The sequence below is a fragment of the Micromonospora sp. NPDC049171 genome (assembly GCF_040648275.1).
Taxonomy (GTDB): Bacteria; Actinomycetota; Actinomycetes; order Mycobacteriales; family Micromonosporaceae; genus Micromonospora.
The window spans coordinates 76,317-92,725 of sequence record NZ_JBEZDJ010000005.1; the positions used below are offsets into that span (position 1 = coordinate 76,317).

Below are 16,409 nucleotides of genomic sequence, written 5' to 3' on the forward strand. Positions count from 1 at the left end.
ATGAGCACGGGCGGCCCGGGTAGGCAGCCAGGTGAAGAACGGACAGATCAGCGACTACGGTTTCCTCGCCGACGGCCGCAGCGCGGCGCTGGTGGACGCCACCGGCTCGGTCAACTGGTGGTGCCCGGGCCGGTTCGACGCCCCGTCGGTGTTCGGGCGGCTGCTCGACGACGGCGCCGGGCACTGGTCGATCCGGCCCGAGGGCGACTACAGCGTGCACCGCGGCTACCTGGAGGACACCCTGGTGCTGCGGACCGTCTTCCGCACCGCGCAGGGGGAGGTCGCCCTGACCGACGCGCTCGCCTTCGAGCCGGGCTCCCGCGGTCACGACATCGGCCTGCACTCCCCGCAGGTGCTGGTTCGCTCGGTGGAGGGGCTCTCCGGTGCGGTGCCGATGCGCGTGCACTACCGGCCGCGCTTCGAGTACGGCCGCACCATCGCGTACCTGATCGAGCGGGAGGACATGCTGGAGGCGATCGCCGGGGCCGCCCGGCTCACCCTGCGCGGCAGCGTGCGGTTGACCTCCGGCGACGGCGAGGCCGCCGCGACGTTCACCGTCCGCGCCGGCACCAGACACAACTTCACCCTCGGGTACGCCCCGACCTACGACGCCCCGCTGCCGGAGGTGCCGGACGCCGACCAGACCATCGCCGACACCGTCGCCGGCTGGCGGTCCTGGACCGCGCAACATGGATACGACGGGCTCTACGCCGAGCAGGTGCGGCGCAGTCGGCTGGTGGTGCAGGGCATGACGTACCGACCGAGCGGGGCGGTGGTGGCCTCGGTGACCACGTCCCTGCCGGAGGAGCTCGGCGGGGACCGCAACTACGACTACCGCTACGTCTGGGTGCGCGACTTCAGTCTCACCCTGCGAGCGCTGTGGCGAACGGCGTGCTTCGACGAGGTGCAGCGGCAGTTCGCCTGGTTGGGACGGGCGATGGGCCGCGTCGACAACAAACCGGTGCCCATCATGTACGGGGTGCTGGGGGAACGGGATCTCACCGAGCACCGCCTGGAACAGCTCGGCGGCTACCGCGACAGCCCGCCGGTGGTGATCGGCAACGACGCCTGGCAACAGCGGCAGACCGACATCTTCGGCGAGGCGCTGGACGCCGCCTGGTTGATGCGCGACAAGCTGGAGCCGATGGACCAGGAGGTACGCCACGTCCTCCGGTTGCTCGCCGACCAGGCCGCCCGCGACTGGGAGCTGCCCGACGCGGGGATGTGGGAGGAACGCGGCGTCGAACACCACCACGTGTCCTCGAAGGTGCAGTGCTGGGTCGCCCTGGACCGGGCGGTCCGCTTCGGTGACCAACTCGGCGAGCCGCAGGACGTGGCACGCTGGGCGGATGTCCGCGACAAGGTCCGCGCGCAGGTGCTCGAGCGAGGGTGGAGCGAGCGGCTCCAGTCGTACACCGGGAGTTTCGAATCCGACGACCTGGACGCGTCGGTGCTGGTGATGCCGCTGGTGGGGTTCCTGCCGGCCGACGATCCGCGGATGCGGTCGACGATCCGCGCCGTGGAGCAGCGGCTGTCGCACGACGGCCTGCTGCGGCGCTGGGACGGCGACCCGGCGGGGTTCCTCATCTGCTCGTTCTGGTTGGTGTGTTGCCTGGCGCTGGCCGGTGAGCGGGACCGGGCGCACGAGCTGTTCCGGGGGTTGGCGGAGCGGGTCAACGACCTCGGCCTGTTCGCCGAGCAGATCGACCCGCTGACCGGGGAGCAATTGGGCAACTTTCCGCAGGCGTTCTCCCACATCGGCCTGATCAACGCCGCCGGTGTGCTCACCGACGTGGAGCAGGACCCGACACTGCGCGCTCAGGGCATGCCGCCGTCGTACTTCTCCCCGGTCCGGTAGTGCCGCCGCCGCGCGTGCGCGGTTCGGTAGTGGCGGCGGGCCGCGCGCACGGGGCAGCCGCGGGCCGGGAAGAATGGCGGGATGCGGTTGCTGGTCACGGCGGACACCCACGTACCCAAGCGGGCCCGCGACCTGCCCGGGCCGCTCTGGGCGGCCATCGACGAGTCGGACGTGGTGGTGCACGCCGGCGACTGGGTCGACGAGTCGCTGCTCGACGCGATGAGCGCGCGTTCGCGCCGACTCGTCGGCGTGTACGGCAACAACGACGGCCCGGCCCTGCGCGCCCGGCTGCCGGAGGTGGCCCGGGTGGACCTCGACGGCCTGCGGGTCGCCGTGGTGCACGAGACCGGGCCACGGACCGGTCGTGAGCAGCGCTGCGCGGCCCGTTTTCCCGACGTCGACCTGCTGGTCTTCGGGCACTCGCACATCCCGTGGGACACCGGGGCGCCCGGCGGGCTGCGTTTGCTCAACCCCGGCTCACCCACCGACCGCCGCTCCCAGCCGTACGCCACCTACCTGACCGCCGAGATCGACGCAGGTCGCCTGACCAAGGTCACGCTGCGCCGCCTGCCCCGCCCCTGACGGTCGGGCCGCCGGCCCCACCCCGCGCCGCGCCCCGCCCGCGTGGGCGGGTGGGGGTGGGGCGCGGCGCGGGGTGGGCGCGGCGGGATGGGGCAGGGTTACTGGCCTCGGCCGGTTTCGGCTTGTAGCTCGTCGATGCGCTTGGACGCCTCGGCCTTGGTCAGGTTGCTGGGTAACTCCGCGTTGGCCTCCCGGGCCAGGGTGCCCAGATAGGACTCCTGCGCCGCGGTGGGCGGTTCGTCGCCGGTGACCCACTCGTCCGGGTCCTTGATCGCGGCATGCTGGTCGGCCTGCTCGTTGGCGCGGTCAGTCATCGTCGTCATCCTCTCTTCGAACAGGTGTGCCAGTACCCTGATCTCCAGGGTTCATGCCTGTCCGCTCGCCGCCACCTACGATCACCGAATGGACGTGGACCGGTCGAAGGTGGTGGTGGTCGGGGCGGGCATCGCCGGGGTGGCCTGTGCGGTGGAGTTGACGCGGGCCGGGGTGCCGGTGCAGGTCCGGGAGCGCGGGCACGTCTGCGGCGGCCGGATGGCCAGCAAACGCTTCGACGGCCGGCCCGCGGACATCGGTGCCGCGTACTTCACCGCCACCGACCCGGACTTCGTCGCCGTCGTCGAGCAGTGGCGCGCCGCCGGCCTGGTCCGGGAATGGACCGACACCTTCCAGGCGTACGACGAGGACGGGCGACACGACGTGCCCGGCCCGATGCGCTTCGCCGCCCCGCGCGGGCTGCGCTCACTAGTCGAACACCTGGCCAGCGCGGTGCCCGTGACCGTCGACCGGCTGGTGCTGAGCGTGGACGCCGGACCGTCCGTGGACGGCGAGGCCTGTGCGGCGGTCGCGCTGGCCATGCCCGGCCCGCAGGCCGCCCTGCTGCTCGACCCGGCGCTCACCGACGCCACCCGGGTCGTGCAGGCACAACGCTGGTCACCGTCCCTGGCCGTGGTGCTGCGCTTCCCGACCCGGCGCTGGCCGGACTTCCGGGGCGCGTTCGTCAACGGCCACCCGGTCGTCAACCTCGTCTGCGACGACGGCGACCGGCGCGGTGACGGCGCTCCGGTGCTCGTCGCGCACACCACGCCGGAGTTCGCCGCCGGGCACCTGGCCCAGCCCAGCGGTGCTGGTCCGGCCGTCGAGCAGGCCGTCCGGGACCTGTTGGGGTTGCCGGCGCAGGCCCTCGACGTGCGTGTGCACCGCTGGACGTACGCGAAGCCGACCGGCGGTCCCACCGCTGACACCCACCACCTGGATGCCGACGGGATCGGCCTGGCCGGTGACGCGTTCGGCAAACCCCGGGTGCAGAGCGCCTGGCGCTCCGGTCGGGACCTGGGCCGCGCCATCGCCGCCCGCCTGGCCTGACCCGCCCGCCTGGCAGGGCCGGCCTGCCGGCCGGTGGGTTCGGGCGGCCGTCCTGGCCGTTGCGATCGGCGCGGTCGGCGTGCGTTCAGGTGGCCGTTGACCTGCTCGTTCAGGCGTGGCCGGCGGCGGCTACCGGCCGGGCGTCGGGGTCCCGCTCGGCTGGGTCGGAGGTGCGTTCGCCCTCCCGGTCGAGCAGTTGCATGACCGGCGTTGCCGTGATGCCGTGCACCACCACGGACACGAGCACCACCAGCCCGACGGTCGCCCAGAGCAACTCGGCCTGCGGGAAGTCGGCCTTCGTGGTGGCGTACGCGAGGTAGTAGAACGAGCCGACACCGCGGATGCCGAACAACGAGATGACCCAGTGCTCGGCCGGCCGGCCGGGCGCGCCCCGCAGCGACAACCAGCCGAACAGCGGCCGGATCAGGAACACCAGGGCCAGCCCGACGGCGACCGCGGGCCAGGTCAGCGGGGCCAGCAGGCCACCCACGATCGCGCCGCCGAGCAGCAGCAACAGCACCAGGGTGAGCAACCGTTCGACCTGTTCGGCGAAGTCGTGCAGCACCGAGTGGAACTCGTGGGTCCGCTCGGCGGCCCGGATGGCCCGCGCGGCCACGAACACCGCCAGGAAGCCGTACCCGCCGACCACCTCCACCAACCCGTACGCCAGGAAGGTGGCGGCCAGCGCCAGGAAGCCCTCGGCGTGCCGGGCCAGCCGCAGCTCACTGGGCGCGCGGAAGAACAACTTGCCGAGCAACCAGCCGATCAGCAGCCCGCCGCCGACCCCGACGCCCACCTTCCAGAGCACGTCCACGGTGAACCACTCGGCCAGCCAGTCGCCCGGGGCGAGGCTTGTCGAGGCGATGGCGATGGCGGCGTAGACGAACGGGAACGCCAGCCCGTCGTTGAGGCCGGCTTCCGAGGTCAACGCGAAGCGGACCTCGTCCTCGGAGTCCTCCACGTCGGTCGGCTCGCCGACCTGAACGTCGGCGGCGAGCACCGGATCGGTCGGGGCCAGCGCGGCGCCCAACAACAGTGCGGCGGCCGGCACCAGCCCCGCCCACCACCAGCCGAGCAGGGCCACCGCCGCGATGCACAGTGGCATGGCGATCGCCAGCAGCCGCCAGGTGGACGACCACCGCCGCCAACTCAACGGTCGGTCGATCTTGAGCCCGGCGCCCATCAGCGCGACGATGACGCCGATCTCGGTGAGGTGGGTGGTCAGCTCCGGGTGGGCCAGCGGGTCGGGTGTCGGCAGCCCGACCGGCAGCAGGAACACCAGCATGCCGAGGGCGAGGAAGGCGATCGGCATGGACAGCGGGCGCTGCTCCAGCAACCGGGGCAGGATGCCCGCGAGCAGAGCGCCCAGGCCCACCAGCGCGAACGCCACGTCTACCGGCTCCACGGCACCACCTTTCCGCCGCACCCGCGGGGCGCGGGCAGGTGGTGACAGACCATGCCCCGGCGAGGCCCCGGCTATGCGCGCGCAGGCCGGTGAACCGGAGTGAACCTCATCTGGGTCGAGTCAACGGCGAGTCGGCCAACTCGCCCAGCAGTGCGGCCGGGTCGTCGTACACCGCCACCGCGCCCGCGCCGGCAAGCTCACCGCGGCTGGTGCCGCCACAGGTCACGCCCACGCACGGAATGCTCAGCTTGCCAGCCGCGACGACGTCCCACACCGAGTCACCGACGAAGACCACCCGCTCGGCGGTCAACCCGGACTGCTCCAGCGCGGCGACCAGGATGTCCGGCGCGGGCTTGCTCTGCTGGGCGTCCTCGGAGGAGGTGACCGTGTCGATCACGTCGTCGGCGGCCAGCGCCCGGCGCAACGCGTCCACCTCCGGTCCGGAGGCGGAGGTGGCGAGCACCACCCGCAGCCCGCGCTCGGCGCAGGCGCGCAGCAGGTCGGCGGCCCGGGGCAGCGGCGTGAGTCGTTCCCAGTACTCGGCGTACAGGGTGTCGTGCGCGTCGCGCAGCTTCGGATCGGCGTCCCGGTCCCGCTCGGGGCCGAGCAGGTGGTCGAGGAGCTTGTCCGAACCCATCCCGATCGACCGGTGCACCGTCGCCATGGGCACCGGCTGGTCGGTCTGGCGCAGCGCCTCCCACCAGCTCACCGTGTGCAGGTAGGTGGTGTCGACCAGGGTGCCGTCGACGTCGAAGAGGACTCCGGAGGGCTCGTCGGTACGCATGGGCGTCCTCCTACCCCTCGGGCGTCTCAGGGATGCGCGGCCGGTGGCGTGAGAATCTCGAACCAGACCGTGGAGCCGCGGACCGACGGGTCGGTGCCCCAGGCGTCGCTGAGCTCCTCGATCAGGCCGAGGCCGCGCCCCCGACTGCTCAACGTGTCGGTGCGGGTCCGGGTCACGGTGCCTCGGGTACCGGAATCGGCGACCGAGACCAGGAGTCGTTCGGGGCTGAGATCGATCTCCACCCGGGCGGCGGTGCCGGCGTGCAGCAACGCGTTGGTGGTCAGTTCGCTCGTGCACAGCACCGCCGCCCCGATCACCGACTCGGCCACCTGCCACTCGGTGAGCTGGCCGGTCATCCAGTGCCGAACCCGGCTGGGTGCGGTGGGTTCGGCGGGCACCTCCATGCTCGCCGAGCGGCTCGGCTTGAGCGCGTGTTCGACCGCCAGCACCGCCACGTCGTCCTCGGTGCTGCCCGGCACCGCCGCGGTGGCCACGGCGCACAGCGCGCGGGGGTCGCCACTGCCGGCCTTGGCGACGGCGTCGCCAAGGGTGGCCAGCCCGGCGGTGAGGCTTTGCCGCCGACGCTCCACCACCCCGTCGCTGAACAGCAGCAGGGTGTCACCGGGGCGGAACGCGACAGTGACGGTGCCCGGCCGGCCGCCCAGGCCCAGCGGAGGGCCGGCCGGCACGTCGACGTACTCGGCGAAGGAGCGGCCCTCCGGGTCGCCGCGGCGGATCAGCGGCGCGGGGTGACCGGCGCTGGCCAGGGTCAGCTCTCGACGCTCCGCGTCGATGACCCCGAACGCCACGGTGACGAAGAGCTCGTGGGTGCTGGCCTCCGCGCCCAGGCTGGTCACCAGCCGGTCCAACCCGGCCAGCACCGCGTCGGGTGCCGGGTCGGCAAGTGCCAGCGCGCGCAGCGCGGCCCGGACCTGGCCCATCCGCGCGGCGGCCTGCACGTCATGGCCCGCGACGTCGCCCAGCACCACGCCGAGCGCGCCGCCGGGCAGGAGGAACGCGTCGTAGAAGTCACCGCCGGCGGCGTTGCCGTCCACCCCCGGGTCGTAGCGGGCCGCGACCCGCAACCGGGGCAGGTCCGGCAGGTGCTCCGGCAACATGCTGCGTTGCAACAACTGGGCGGTGCCGTGCTGGGTCTCGAACCGGCGGGCCCGCTCCGCGGCCTGGCCGATCAGCTCGGCCGAGGCGGCCAGCAGCGCCCGCTCGGCAGGCGACCAGGTGTGCGACACCTGGTAGCCGACCGCCAGCCCGCCGCGCACCACCGAGGTGCCCAGGGGCAGGGCCGCCATCGAGCGGATCTTCTGGTCGTGGCGGTCCACCGCGATCTCGCGCAGCGGCTGCCCGTCACGGACGAAGGACGGGCGGCCGGAGCCGGCCGCCTGCACCACCGGGGCCGACCAGTCCGCCGGAGCGCGCCGCCACAGCGGGGGAAGCCGCTCGTCGGCCTCGTCCAGCAACTCGCCGCGGACCCGGCGCACCATGCGCCAACCACCGCCCCCCTCGTCGACCGCGAACGAGGCCTGGTCCGGGTCGAACGTGGTGATCGCGTACCGCAGCGCCACCCGGGCCACGTCGTCGAGGGTGAGCGTGCCGGCCAGCGCCGCGGCCACCTCACTGAGGCTCTGCAACTGCTCGGTGACGTGGGTGGTCTCGGCCGCGACCGTCAACATGCCGACGATCGTGCCGGTGCTGTCCCGCACCGGTGAGTAGCCCCGGGTGAAGACCGCCTGCTCCACCGTGGCGGAGTGCCCACGCACCAACGGCAGGGTCGACTCCTTCTCCAGGAACGGCACCCCCTGCCGGTAGGTGCGCTCGAACACCTGACCGACGCCGGGCAGCGCCCAGATCTCGGCGAACACCTCGGCGGCCGGGCGGCCGAGGGCGCGCGGGTGCTTGGTGCCCAGCAGCTCGGCGTAGCCGGCGTTGTAGAGCAGAACCAGGTCGTCGCCGTACGCCAGGGCCATCGGCATCGGCGAGGCGAGGATCAGCTCGATCACGGCCCGGACCGCCACGTCCCAACTTTCCGGTGGGCCCAGCGGGGTGCCGGCCCAGTCGTGGGCGAGCACGGCAGCGGCCGCACCGGGGCCGGTGGACGCACCCGGGGCCGGAGTTGCTGGCGTGGGGACTCGCCCGACCGTTCCTGGCATGTTCGCAGCCTAGTCGGCCCACCGAAAAAGGCATCCGATCATGGCCGTGGCCCGTCGCCGTCATCGCCGCGATGCCCATTTGGGCAGGTCCGGGCCCCTGATCGTCGGCCGGCCGGGAAAAACGCGGCGCGTTGCGCGGACTGCCCGACCGGTAGCCGGGTATGCGCCCGGCGCAGTCCATGCGACAGGAGGGACATCATGCTGAAGACCCTCGCGGTCCGGCAGGCCGACATCGGCGATGCCATCGCCGACACCTGGAGGTCGGTGCTGCTCTTCATCCCGAAGGCAGTGGCCTTCATCGTCATCCTGGTGGTCGGCTGGCTCATCGCCAGAGCCGTCCTCAAGATCGTGGATACGGTGCTGGAACGGGTGCACTTCGACCAGGCGGTCGAACGTGGCGGTATCAAACGGGCCCTGGAGAGAACGAAGTACGACGCCTCCGACATTCTGGCCAGACTGGCGTACTACGCCGTACTGCTGTTCACGCTGCAGTTCGCGTTCGGAGTCTGGGGGCCCAACGCGATCAGTGACCTGATCAGCGGGGTGGTGTCCTGGCTGCCGCGTGCGTTCGTCGCGATCATCATCGTGGTGGTGGCGGCCGCGATCGCCAACGCCGTCCGGGATCTGGTCACCGGGGCGCTGGGCGGGCTCTCGTACGGCAAGGTGCTTGCCGACCTGGCGGCGATCTTCGTCATCGCGCTCGGTGTGATCGCCGCACTGAACCAGGTGGGTATCGCCACCACGGTGACGACCCCGGTGCTGATCGCGGTGCTCGCCACGGTGGCCGGCATCCTGATCGTCGGCGTCGGTGGCGGTCTCGTGAAGCCGATGCAGAACCGCTGGGACGGCTGGCTGGACCGGGCCGCCCGGGAAGCTCGGGCGGTGCAGCAGCAGCGTCAGGCCAACGCGGCCGGGCGGAGCGACGTGGAGCGGCAGATGGCCGACCGCGGCGGCGATCGTACCCAGGCGATGCCTCGGGTGGACGAGGAAGCTCCGCAGTACCGCGCCTAACGAGGCGCAACGGCACGGCAGGTGGGGAGGGTGGTCCGCGCATCGGTGCGCGGGGCGCCCTCCCCGCGCGTGTCAGGCCCGGTCGAGCGAGCGGGCCAGCGCGCAGACCGCGAGCAGTCGGGTGAGCAGCCACTCCGGGCGACTCCAGTCCACCGGCCCGTCCGGTGCAGCCCACCCGTGCTCCAGGGCGGCGGCCCGGACTCCCTCGGCGTAGCCGGCGAGTGTCGCGGCGGTCAACGGCTGACGGTCACCGTCGAGGCTGTCCCGCACGGCGGCCGCGTGCTGGTCGACGAGGGCCAACAGCCCCGGTCGCGCGGCGGCGGCCGCGAGCCCGACGGTGCCGAGGGACACGGTGAGGGCAGCCAGGGTGGACCGCGCCGAGTCGACGGCGGTACGGGAGGCGACCCGGTTGAACGGCACACGCATGGTGACCGAGGCTAACCGACAGGTGACGGTGTCGCCGTCGGCCACTCGGCGGATGTCGGCTGCGCCACTGGCGACAGGTGCTGACCGCGAGGGTTGATCCGCCACAGACGGGGCAGCAGGAGAACCACGAGCGTTTCGCGGCACACGGCACGGAGGCAGGCGATGGGACAGCAGCCGGACGGACCGGACGAGCGGCACCGGCGACCGCCCGGGGTGAGCGACGCGACGGTCGACGCGCTCGGCAAGCTCAGCGAGGCGCTGGAGTGCGTGGAGCGGGCCCGGGGGCACCTGTACTCGATGCACCAGCTGATCGGGCACGCCGACCTCACGCTCGGCGACGCCGTGCAGCAGTTGCGCGCCGCCGGGCATTCGCGCCTCGCCGACCGGATCGACACGGAGTTGGTGGGTCGCAACGTCATCGCCGGGCGGTGGACGTTCCAGCTCGTCGAGGACTTCGACGACGGCTACCATGCGCTGTTTCGGGAGCTGGACCAGCAGGCCCGCGACGAGTTGGTGGGCGGGCGACGCCACCTCTACGAGGCGGAGATGAAGGAACGCCGCCGCAGCCGGGGCCGGCCGGGCCACGAGGCCCGACCGGGCGGCGAGGGTTAGTCGCTTGTCGCGTCGGCCGGGCGACGCCGGGCCGCGTCGTCGGCGATGATCACGGTCGCCACCATCAGTGCGACGCAGAGGCTGAACAGCCACGACTCGTCGGCGACCAGCCGGGCGGACACGGGCGCCTGGAGGGCGGCGAGCAGGAAGCCGAGCCAGGCGAGCCGGCGCTGACGCGTCGAGAGGATTCCGGAGCCTTGATGCATCCCGAAATTCTTACGCGAACAAGCCCGCTTGCCGTCCTCCGATCGGCCGATTCTGGATGAGCTGTCCGTTTTCTCGACCGTCCGGACACGACTTCTTCGCGCCACGCGCGATAGGTGGCCTACGGCATTAGGGTGCCCCTGCGGCAGGATGGTGTCTCGTGTCCACCACGCCCGTGCGCCCCCGCGCCTCGCTGCTCCTGCTGGCCTATCTCGCGTTCGTCAGCCTCGGCCTGCCCGACGGCCTGCTCGGTGTCGCCTGGCCCTCCACGCGAAGTGACTTCGACGTACCGACCGAGGCGGTGGGTCTGGTGCTCACCGCGGGCACCGTCGGCTATCTGACCTCCAGCGTCGTGGCCGGGTTCACGCTGGCCCGCATCGGCGTGGGCGCGCTGCTCGCCGGCAGCACCGTGCTGGCCAGCCTGGCGCTGACCGGCTATTCGCTGAGCCCGGTGCTGGCCGTGCTGGTGGGCTGTGCGCTGCTGCTCGGGCTCGGGTCCGGCGCGGTCGACTCCGGGCTCAACGCGTACGCCGCCGGGGCGTTCGGGCCGCGCCACATGAACTGGTTGCACGCCTTCTTCGGCCTGGGCGTGGCGATCGGTCCGCTGATCATGACGGGGGTGCTCAGTGCCGGGATGGCCTGGCGCTGGGGTTACGGCATCGTGGCCGCCGCCCAGCTCGCCCTGGCCGTGGCGTTCGTGCTCACCATGCGGGCCTGGCACCGCGAGCCGGCGCCGACCGGGGCCGCCGTCGGCAGGACGCTGCCCGCGGACGCCGCCGCCACGGCGCCCACCGGGGCCGCCGCCAGCGGCACGGCGCCCGCCGGTGCCGCCGCTGTCGGGACAAATCCCGCCAAGGACGCCGCGGCCGCTGCTGCCGGGACCTCTGCGGCCGTGCGGTTGCCGGTCGGGGCGACACTGCGGCTGCCGGCGGTGTGGTCCGGGACGCTCGCCTTCGCGCTGTACGTCGCCATCGAGGTGTCCGCCGGCCTGTGGGCGTTCCTGCTGCTGACCGAGGGGCGCGGCGTGAGCGCGGCGGTGGCCGGCGGCTGCGTCTCCGCGTACTGGGGGAGTCTCTTCGTGGGTCGGGTGGTGCAGGGCGTGGTGGCCGAGCGCCTGGGTGCCACGCAGGTGCTGCGCGCCAGCCTGGTCGGGATGGCCGTGGGTGCGGCGCTGATCGCCGTACCCGGGCCGGCCGCGCTGGCGGTGCTCGGCCTGGTCGTGGTGGGTTTCGCCGCCGCGCCGGTGTTCCCACTGCTCACCCTCACCACCGCCGACCGGGTCGGCGCGGCGCACGCGGACCGGGCCATCGGGTTGCAGATCGGTGCCTCCGGCATCGGTGCGGCGCTCGTCCCGGGTGGGCTCGGTGTGCTGATCGGCCACACGTCGGTGCAGGTGCTGGGCGCGGCCCTGCTGGTGCTCGCGCTGGCGTTGATCGCGCTGTACGAGTGGGGTGCCCGTCGACCCACCGCCGGGCGGCCGGTGCCAACGGTGCCGGCTCAGCCCGGCGGGGAGGATCAGACGTCCGGCCCGGTCCGGCCGGTGGTGGAGGGGCGGTAGGCGCGCTGCGGGTCGGTCGCCTCCCGGGCCGTGCCCCGGGCCTCTCCGTCGCGGTCCGAGGCGGCCGGCCCGTGCCCGAACGCGGCTTCCTCGCCGGCGTCGTTGGCCGTCACGTCGTCGGCCTGCCCGTCGAGGCTGGAGCCGGACACCGCCTGTTCCAGCTCTTCCAACGGAAGCCGTTCCTCGTCCCGCCACACCCTGATGTTGTCGTCGGTCATGTCTTCAGCGGTACCCGGGCGCGATGATCGCAAACGGGCGACGAGGCTCGGACACGGCGATGGCCGCCAGGACTCTGGCGGCCATCGGTGTCACTGCTCATCCTCACGGCTGCGGACGGTCCACCGAGCCGCGCCAGGCACCGGTCTCCTGACCGCGCCGCTCGATGTAGGTCTTGAACCGCTCCAGGTCGCCCTTGGCCCGCCGGTCGACGATGCCGAGCTTGTCGCCGGCCTGCTCGACCACCCCGTGCGGCTCGAACTCGAGCTGCAGGGTGACCCGCGTCTTGTCCGCGTCGAGCCGGTGGAAGGTCACCACGCCGGCCTGCTGGGTGCCGTCGGTCGAGCGCCAGGCGACCCGCTCGTCGGGGAGCTGTTCGGTGATCTCGGCGTCGAACTCACGCTTCACCCCGGCGATGTCCACAGTCCAGTGGGTCATCGTGTCGGAGAGCTGCTTGACCTCCGACACGCCCTCCATGAACTCGGGGAACTCCTCGAACTGCGTCCACTGGTCGTACGCGGTGCGCACGGGTACGGAAACCTCGACGTGTTCGGTAACGCCACTCATCGGAAAGAACCTCCTTCAGTCGCTGGTGGTTGTCGGATCGGGGGCGATCCCGCTCACCAGCGAGTTGTCTCGTTCTTGTTGCCGAGCGCGGCCCACACCTCGGAAACCGTCTGGTAGAGGGTGCCCTCGGGCAGTCGTTCCAGCGACGCCACGATGTCGTCCGGCGCCTCGTTCTCGCGGGCGCTGGCGATGAGCACCAGCCGGTCGCCCGGCAGCGCGCTCATCGAGATGAACCGGCCCAGCCGGCTGCGCTGCTCGACGTCCGTGGAGCTCATCCCCTGCGGGGTGCCGGTGCGCAGGTCGCCGGCCGGCGCGGTGGTCGTCTCCGGCTGGTCCTCGCCAGCCGGCTCCGGCACCCGCGACTCGTCGACCCGGGAGCCACCGGTCCCCGGCCCCTGCACGAGGCCGCTGACCTCCTGACTCATCTGTTCGTCGATCCTGGGTCCGTGCTTGCTGTTGCCACGCTCCATGCCTTCTGCGCTACCCGGCACCCCGCCCGCTAAACCGGCACCCGGCCACGAACCGGCCCTCGGTCGGGCTCGGCACCGGACATCCGGTCGGGAACCGTCGGTCAGGAGGTCGCAGGCTTGCGTGGCGGCAGCACCGGATCCTCCGGGTCGGGGTCGCCGGCCTGCAACTGACGTCCGCGCTGCACCTCGGCGTTGATCTGGACGCCCAGCATCAGCGCCGAGTTGGACAGGTAGAGCCAGACCAGGAACGCGATCGCCGCGCCCAGGCTGCCGTAGGTCGTCCCGTACGAGGCGAAGGTGGCCACGTAGAAGCCGAAGCCGAAGGAGACCGCCGTCCAGGACACCAGGGCCACCGCGCCGCCGGGGGTGAGCCAACGGAAGCGGGGTTGACGCACGTTCGGCGCGATCCAGAACAGCAGCGACAGCAGCACCATCATGACCATGGCGAGCACCGGCCACTTCGCCACACTCCACACCGTGCGGGCCAGGCCACCGGCGTTGATCAGCTCGCCGACCGCGTCGGTGACCGGACCGCTGACGATGAGCGCGAGGGCGACCACCGCGAGCAGCACCAGCGTCACCGCGGCCAGGACGATCTGGATGGGCCGCAACTTCCAGACCGGCCGGCCCTCGGTCACCCCGTAGATGGAGTTCGAGGCCCGGGTGAACGCGCCGATGAAACCCGACGCGGACCACAGCGCACCGAGCAGGCCGAAGCTCAGCAGCAGCTTGGGGTTGCTCTGGTCGAGCACCACGGTGCGGATCACCCCGACCACGCCGCCGTCGTCGCCGGTCACCACCGACCCGGCACCCACCTGGTTGGCCAGGTCGACCACCGTGTCCAGGGTCCGCTCACCGTCGGAGACCAGACCGACCAGGGCCACCACCACGATGGCGGACGGAAAGAGCGCCAGGACCCCGTAGTAGGTGAGCGCCGCGGCCCAGTCGGAGCAGTTGTCGTTGACGAAGTTCTGCACACTGCGCACCAGCACCCCACGCCAGGTCCGCCAGCTCAACTGCCGCATCCGCCGGGGCACGGGGGTGCCGGATCCGCCGTCACGCGTCGTGTCGGGCTCCGTGGTCGTCATGCCCGCTCCCTGCGTCCCGGCCACCGGATGACCGGTCGTCCGGTCGGGCCTGCGGCGGCCGGTACCCGGATCACGAAATCGACAAACCCGCTCGTCGCCGTACCCGTACCGCTACGGTTTGCCGCCGCGTCACCGGGGAACGGGCAGGGTGACCCCAGTCGACACGGAGGAGGACGAGATGCCCGGGCGCGAGGACCTGCCCAGCACGCTGCGACGCTCCCCGGAGAAGGCGCAGCGCACCTGGGAGAAGACACACGACTCGGCGGTGGAGACCTACGGCGAGGGGGAGCGGTCGCACCGCACCGCCTTCGCCGCGGTGAAGCACCAGTTCGAGAAGGTGGGCGACCACTGGGAGCCGAAGGGCCGCAAGGGCCCCAGCGATCAGCAGGCCGCCGGCGGCGGGCCGGAACGGCGCGCACCCACCGCCGGTGGCGTGGACGCCAACGCCACCAAGGACCACCTCATGTCGGTGGCCCGCAAACTCGACGTTCCCGGTCGGTCCAGCATGACCAAACCGGACCTGGTCAAGGCGATCGAGAAGGCCAACGACCGGGCCACCCGCAAGGCTCGCGGCGACTGACCGCCGCCACCGAGGAGCACCACCGACGCGGTACGGGCGGACGCGCCACCCCTGCGTCCGCCCGTGCTGTTCACCAGTGACCGCCGCCCGGCGCCTCGATGTGCACCGCCTTCGTGGCGGTGAACTCGTCCAGCAACTCCGGGCCGTACCCGAAGCCCTGGCCACTGGCCCGGCGCGGGTGCGCGGCACCCCCCGGCGCCCCGCCGAACACCGCGTTGACCTTCACGGTGCCCACCGGCAGCTCCCGCCAGGCCCGCTGCGCGTGGCTCATCGACGAGGTCAACACGGTGGCGGCCAGTCCGTACGGGGAGTCCGCGGCGCAGCGCAGCGCCTCGTCGAACGAGTCGACGACCACCACCGGGGCGACCGGCCCGAACGTCTCCTCCCGCACCAACGGCATGTCGTGCCGGCAGTCGGTGACCACCGTGGCCGGGTAGAACGCACCCGGCCCGTCCGGCACCTCGCCGCCGGTCCGTACCCGTGCGCCGGCCGCCACCGCCGACGCCACCTGCCCGTGCACCTGATCGCGGTGCCGCCGGTCGACCAACGGGCCCAGGTCGGTGTCCGGTGCCCGGCCCGACCCGACCCGCAGGGCGTCGGCGCGCCGCACCAGCGCGGCCACGAAGTCGTCGGCCACCTCCCGGTGTACGTAGATCCGCTCCACCGCCACGCAGATCTGCCCCGCGTTGGCGAACGCGCCGAGCGCGGCCTGCCCGGCCGCCCACTCCGGATCGACGCCCGCGTCCACGATCATCGGGTCACTGCCCCCGTTCTCCAGCAGCACCTTCGCCCCGGTGCGGGCCGCGGCGGCGGCGATGGCCCGCCCGGTCGCCGTGGATCCCACGTGCGCCACCACGTCGACGTCCTGGGCGGCCAGCGCCGCACCGACCGCACCACCACCAGTGAGCAGCGACAACACGCCGGCCGGCAACGCCTGGTCCAGGGCCCGGGTCAGCAGCCAACCGGTCGCGGGGGTCCGCTCGCTCGGCTTGTAGAGCACCACGTTGCCGGTCACCAGGGCGGCGCCGAGCAGCCCACAGGAGATCGCCACCGGGTCGTTCCAGGGCGTGATCGCGGCCACCACACCGCGCGGCTGGGGGGTCAGGAAGTCCAGCGCGTCCGCCGCGCCGTTCAGCGTGCGCCCACCGCGCAGCGGGGCCAGCTCCGCGTACTGTCGAAGGGTGCCGACGCCCGCCTCGACGCCGCCGCGGGCGTCCGCCAACGGCTTGCCCATCTCGGCGGTGACCGCCGCGGCCAACTCCTCGACGGCCTCCGCCACCGCGTCCGCGGCTCGATGCAGCGCCGCGGCCCGCTCGGCCGGGGCGGTCGCCGCCCACTGAGCCGCCGCGTTGCGGGCCGCCTGCGTCGCCTTGCCGACCTCGTCGGCGGTGGCCACCGGCACCGTGCTGACCGGCGTGTCGTCCGCCGGATCACGCACGACAAGTTCGCCGCCGTCGCCGCCCGCGCCCCACACCCCGCCCACCAACTGCGCAACCGTGTACATGCGGCGCTGGATGCCCC

General features: G+C 72.7%; 18 protein-coding genes. 7 read left to right on the forward strand and 11 right to left on the reverse strand.

The window, feature by feature from the left end; genetic code table 11:
• Positions 1-31 precede the first annotated feature (31 nt).
• Together AB0B14_RS08190 and AB0B14_RS08195 are read left to right on the forward strand one after the other, a co-directional pair.
• Complete coding sequence (locus tag AB0B14_RS08190) at positions 32-1,858, forward strand: glycoside hydrolase family 15 protein (protein WP_357521978.1); 1,827 nt, start codon at positions 32-34, stop codon at positions 1,856-1,858.
• Positions 1,859-1,939: 81 nt separating this feature from the next.
• Positions 1,940-2,440: a metallophosphoesterase gene (locus AB0B14_RS08195; RefSeq protein ID WP_357521980.1), complete on the forward strand. Its 501-nt coding sequence runs from the start codon at positions 1,940-1,942 to the stop codon at positions 2,438-2,440.
• A 98-nt stretch (positions 2,441-2,538) separates the two neighbouring features.
• Here the strand turns inward: AB0B14_RS08195 and AB0B14_RS08200 are convergent, their stop codons facing one another.
• Complete coding sequence (locus AB0B14_RS08200) at positions 2,539-2,763, reverse strand: DUF3072 domain-containing protein (RefSeq protein ID WP_357069032.1); 225 nt, start codon at positions 2,761-2,763, stop codon at positions 2,539-2,541.
• A 79-nt stretch (positions 2,764-2,842) separates the two neighbouring features.
• Between AB0B14_RS08200 and AB0B14_RS08205 the strand changes: the two genes are divergently transcribed.
• Positions 2,843-3,802, forward strand: a complete 960-nt coding sequence (locus tag AB0B14_RS08205; RefSeq protein ID WP_357521982.1) for an FAD-dependent oxidoreductase — start codon at positions 2,843-2,845, stop codon at positions 3,800-3,802.
• A gap of 109 nt (positions 3,803-3,911) precedes the next feature.
• Here the strand turns inward: AB0B14_RS08205 and AB0B14_RS08210 are convergent, their stop codons facing one another.
• From AB0B14_RS08210 to AB0B14_RS08220, 3 genes are all read right to left on the reverse strand, one after another.
• Entirely contained in the window at positions 3,912-5,207 is a 1,296-nt protein-coding gene (locus AB0B14_RS08210; RefSeq protein WP_357069036.1) for a cation:proton antiporter, read from the reverse strand.
• 106 nt (positions 5,208-5,313) lie between these two features.
• Positions 5,314-5,991, reverse strand: coding sequence for an HAD family hydrolase (locus tag AB0B14_RS08215; RefSeq protein WP_357069038.1), 678 nt, complete (start codon positions 5,989-5,991; stop codon positions 5,314-5,316).
• A 26-nt stretch (positions 5,992-6,017) separates the two neighbouring features.
• A complete protein-coding gene (locus AB0B14_RS08220) occupies positions 6,018-8,156 on the reverse strand; it encodes a SpoIIE family protein phosphatase (RefSeq protein WP_357069041.1) in 2,139 nt (712 codons plus the stop codon).
• A 198-nt stretch (positions 8,157-8,354) separates the two neighbouring features.
• On the opposite strand from AB0B14_RS08220, the gene AB0B14_RS08225 reads away from it, so the two are divergent.
• Entirely contained in the window at positions 8,355-9,167 is an 813-nt protein-coding gene (locus tag AB0B14_RS08225; RefSeq protein WP_357069043.1) for a hypothetical protein, read from the forward strand.
• A gap of 72 nt (positions 9,168-9,239) precedes the next feature.
• Here the strand turns inward: AB0B14_RS08225 and AB0B14_RS08230 are convergent, their stop codons facing one another.
• Complete coding sequence (locus tag AB0B14_RS08230) at positions 9,240-9,593, reverse strand: DUF6401 family natural product biosynthesis protein (RefSeq protein ID WP_357069045.1); 354 nt, start codon at positions 9,591-9,593, stop codon at positions 9,240-9,242.
• Positions 9,594-9,755: 162 nt separating this feature from the next.
• Between AB0B14_RS08230 and AB0B14_RS08235 the strand changes: the two genes are divergently transcribed.
• Entirely contained in the window at positions 9,756-10,205 is a 450-nt protein-coding gene (locus tag AB0B14_RS08235; protein ID WP_357069047.1) for a hypothetical protein, read from the forward strand.
• Here AB0B14_RS08235 and AB0B14_RS08240 read toward each other — a convergent pair.
• Positions 10,202-10,411: a hypothetical protein gene (locus AB0B14_RS08240; RefSeq protein ID WP_357069049.1), complete on the reverse strand. Its 210-nt coding sequence runs from the start codon at positions 10,409-10,411 to the stop codon at positions 10,202-10,204. The genes AB0B14_RS08235 and AB0B14_RS08240 overlap by 4 nt on opposite strands.
• Before the next feature lie 158 nt (positions 10,412-10,569).
• On the opposite strand from AB0B14_RS08240, the gene AB0B14_RS08245 reads away from it, so the two are divergent.
• A complete protein-coding gene (locus tag AB0B14_RS08245; RefSeq protein WP_357521984.1) occupies positions 10,570-11,967 on the forward strand; it encodes an MFS transporter in 1,398 nt (465 codons plus the stop codon).
• On the opposite strand, the gene AB0B14_RS08250 is transcribed toward AB0B14_RS08245, so the two are convergent.
• From AB0B14_RS08250 to AB0B14_RS08265, 4 genes are all read right to left on the reverse strand, one after another.
• A complete protein-coding gene (locus AB0B14_RS08250) occupies positions 11,925-12,185 on the reverse strand; it encodes a hypothetical protein (protein ID WP_357069053.1) in 261 nt (86 codons plus the stop codon). The two genes, AB0B14_RS08245 and AB0B14_RS08250, sit on opposite strands and share 43 nt — an antisense overlap.
• Before the next feature lie 103 nt (positions 12,186-12,288).
• Positions 12,289-12,750, reverse strand: a complete 462-nt coding sequence (locus AB0B14_RS08255) for an SRPBCC family protein (RefSeq protein ID WP_357069055.1) — start codon at positions 12,748-12,750, stop codon at positions 12,289-12,291.
• A gap of 53 nt (positions 12,751-12,803) precedes the next feature.
• Entirely contained in the window at positions 12,804-13,220 is a 417-nt protein-coding gene (locus AB0B14_RS08260) for a DUF2795 domain-containing protein (RefSeq protein ID WP_357069057.1), read from the reverse strand.
• Between the two features lie 101 nt (positions 13,221-13,321).
• Positions 13,322-14,308 (reverse strand): YihY/virulence factor BrkB family protein, encoded by a 987-nt coding sequence (locus AB0B14_RS08265; RefSeq protein WP_357069059.1) that lies wholly within the window; start codon positions 14,306-14,308, stop codon positions 13,322-13,324.
• Between the two features lie 178 nt (positions 14,309-14,486).
• On the opposite strand from AB0B14_RS08265, the gene AB0B14_RS08270 reads away from it, so the two are divergent.
• Positions 14,487-14,888 (forward strand): ChaB family protein, encoded by a 402-nt coding sequence (locus tag AB0B14_RS08270; protein ID WP_357069061.1) that lies wholly within the window; start codon positions 14,487-14,489, stop codon positions 14,886-14,888.
• 70 nt (positions 14,889-14,958) lie between these two features.
• On the opposite strand, the gene AB0B14_RS08275 is transcribed toward AB0B14_RS08270, so the two are convergent.
• Positions 14,959-16,392: an aldehyde dehydrogenase family protein gene (locus tag AB0B14_RS08275; RefSeq protein ID WP_357521986.1), complete on the reverse strand. Its 1,434-nt coding sequence runs from the start codon at positions 16,390-16,392 to the stop codon at positions 14,959-14,961.
• Positions 16,393-16,409 lie beyond the last annotated feature (17 nt).

Coding starts and splice junctions, on each gene's coding strand:
- AB0B14_RS08195 (WP_357521980.1), top strand. CDS start 1,940: ATGCGGTTGCTGGTCACGGCGGACACCCACGTACCCAAGCGGGCCCGC.
- AB0B14_RS08200 (WP_357069032.1), bottom strand. CDS start 2,763: ATGACGACGATGACTGACCGCGCCAACGAGCAGGCCGACCAGCATGCC.
- AB0B14_RS08205 (WP_357521982.1), top strand. CDS start 2,843: ATGGACGTGGACCGGTCGAAGGTGGTGGTGGTCGGGGCGGGCATCGCC.
- AB0B14_RS08215 (WP_357069038.1), bottom strand. CDS start 5,991: ATGCGTACCGACGAGCCCTCCGGAGTCCTCTTCGACGTCGACGGCACC.
- AB0B14_RS08220 (WP_357069041.1), bottom strand. CDS start 8,156: ATGCCAGGAACGGTCGGGCGAGTCCCCACGCCAGCAACTCCGGCCCCG.
- AB0B14_RS08225 (WP_357069043.1), top strand. CDS start 8,355: ATGCTGAAGACCCTCGCGGTCCGGCAGGCCGACATCGGCGATGCCATC.
- AB0B14_RS08230 (WP_357069045.1), bottom strand. CDS start 9,593: ATGCGTGTGCCGTTCAACCGGGTCGCCTCCCGTACCGCCGTCGACTCG.
- AB0B14_RS08235 (WP_357069047.1), top strand. CDS start 9,756: ATGGGACAGCAGCCGGACGGACCGGACGAGCGGCACCGGCGACCGCCC.
- AB0B14_RS08240 (WP_357069049.1), bottom strand. CDS start 10,411: ATGCATCAAGGCTCCGGAATCCTCTCGACGCGTCAGCGCCGGCTCGCC.
- AB0B14_RS08250 (WP_357069053.1), bottom strand. CDS start 12,185: ATGACCGACGACAACATCAGGGTGTGGCGGGACGAGGAACGGCTTCCG.
- AB0B14_RS08255 (WP_357069055.1), bottom strand. CDS start 12,750: ATGAGTGGCGTTACCGAACACGTCGAGGTTTCCGTACCCGTGCGCACC.
- AB0B14_RS08260 (WP_357069057.1), bottom strand. CDS start 13,220: ATGGAGCGTGGCAACAGCAAGCACGGACCCAGGATCGACGAACAGATG.
- AB0B14_RS08265 (WP_357069059.1), bottom strand. CDS start 14,308: ATGACGACCACGGAGCCCGACACGACGCGTGACGGCGGATCCGGCACC.
- AB0B14_RS08270 (WP_357069061.1), top strand. CDS start 14,487: ATGCCCGGGCGCGAGGACCTGCCCAGCACGCTGCGACGCTCCCCGGAG.
- AB0B14_RS08275 (WP_357521986.1), bottom strand. CDS start 16,392: ATGTACACGGTTGCGCAGTTGGTGGGCGGGGTGTGGGGCGCGGGCGGC.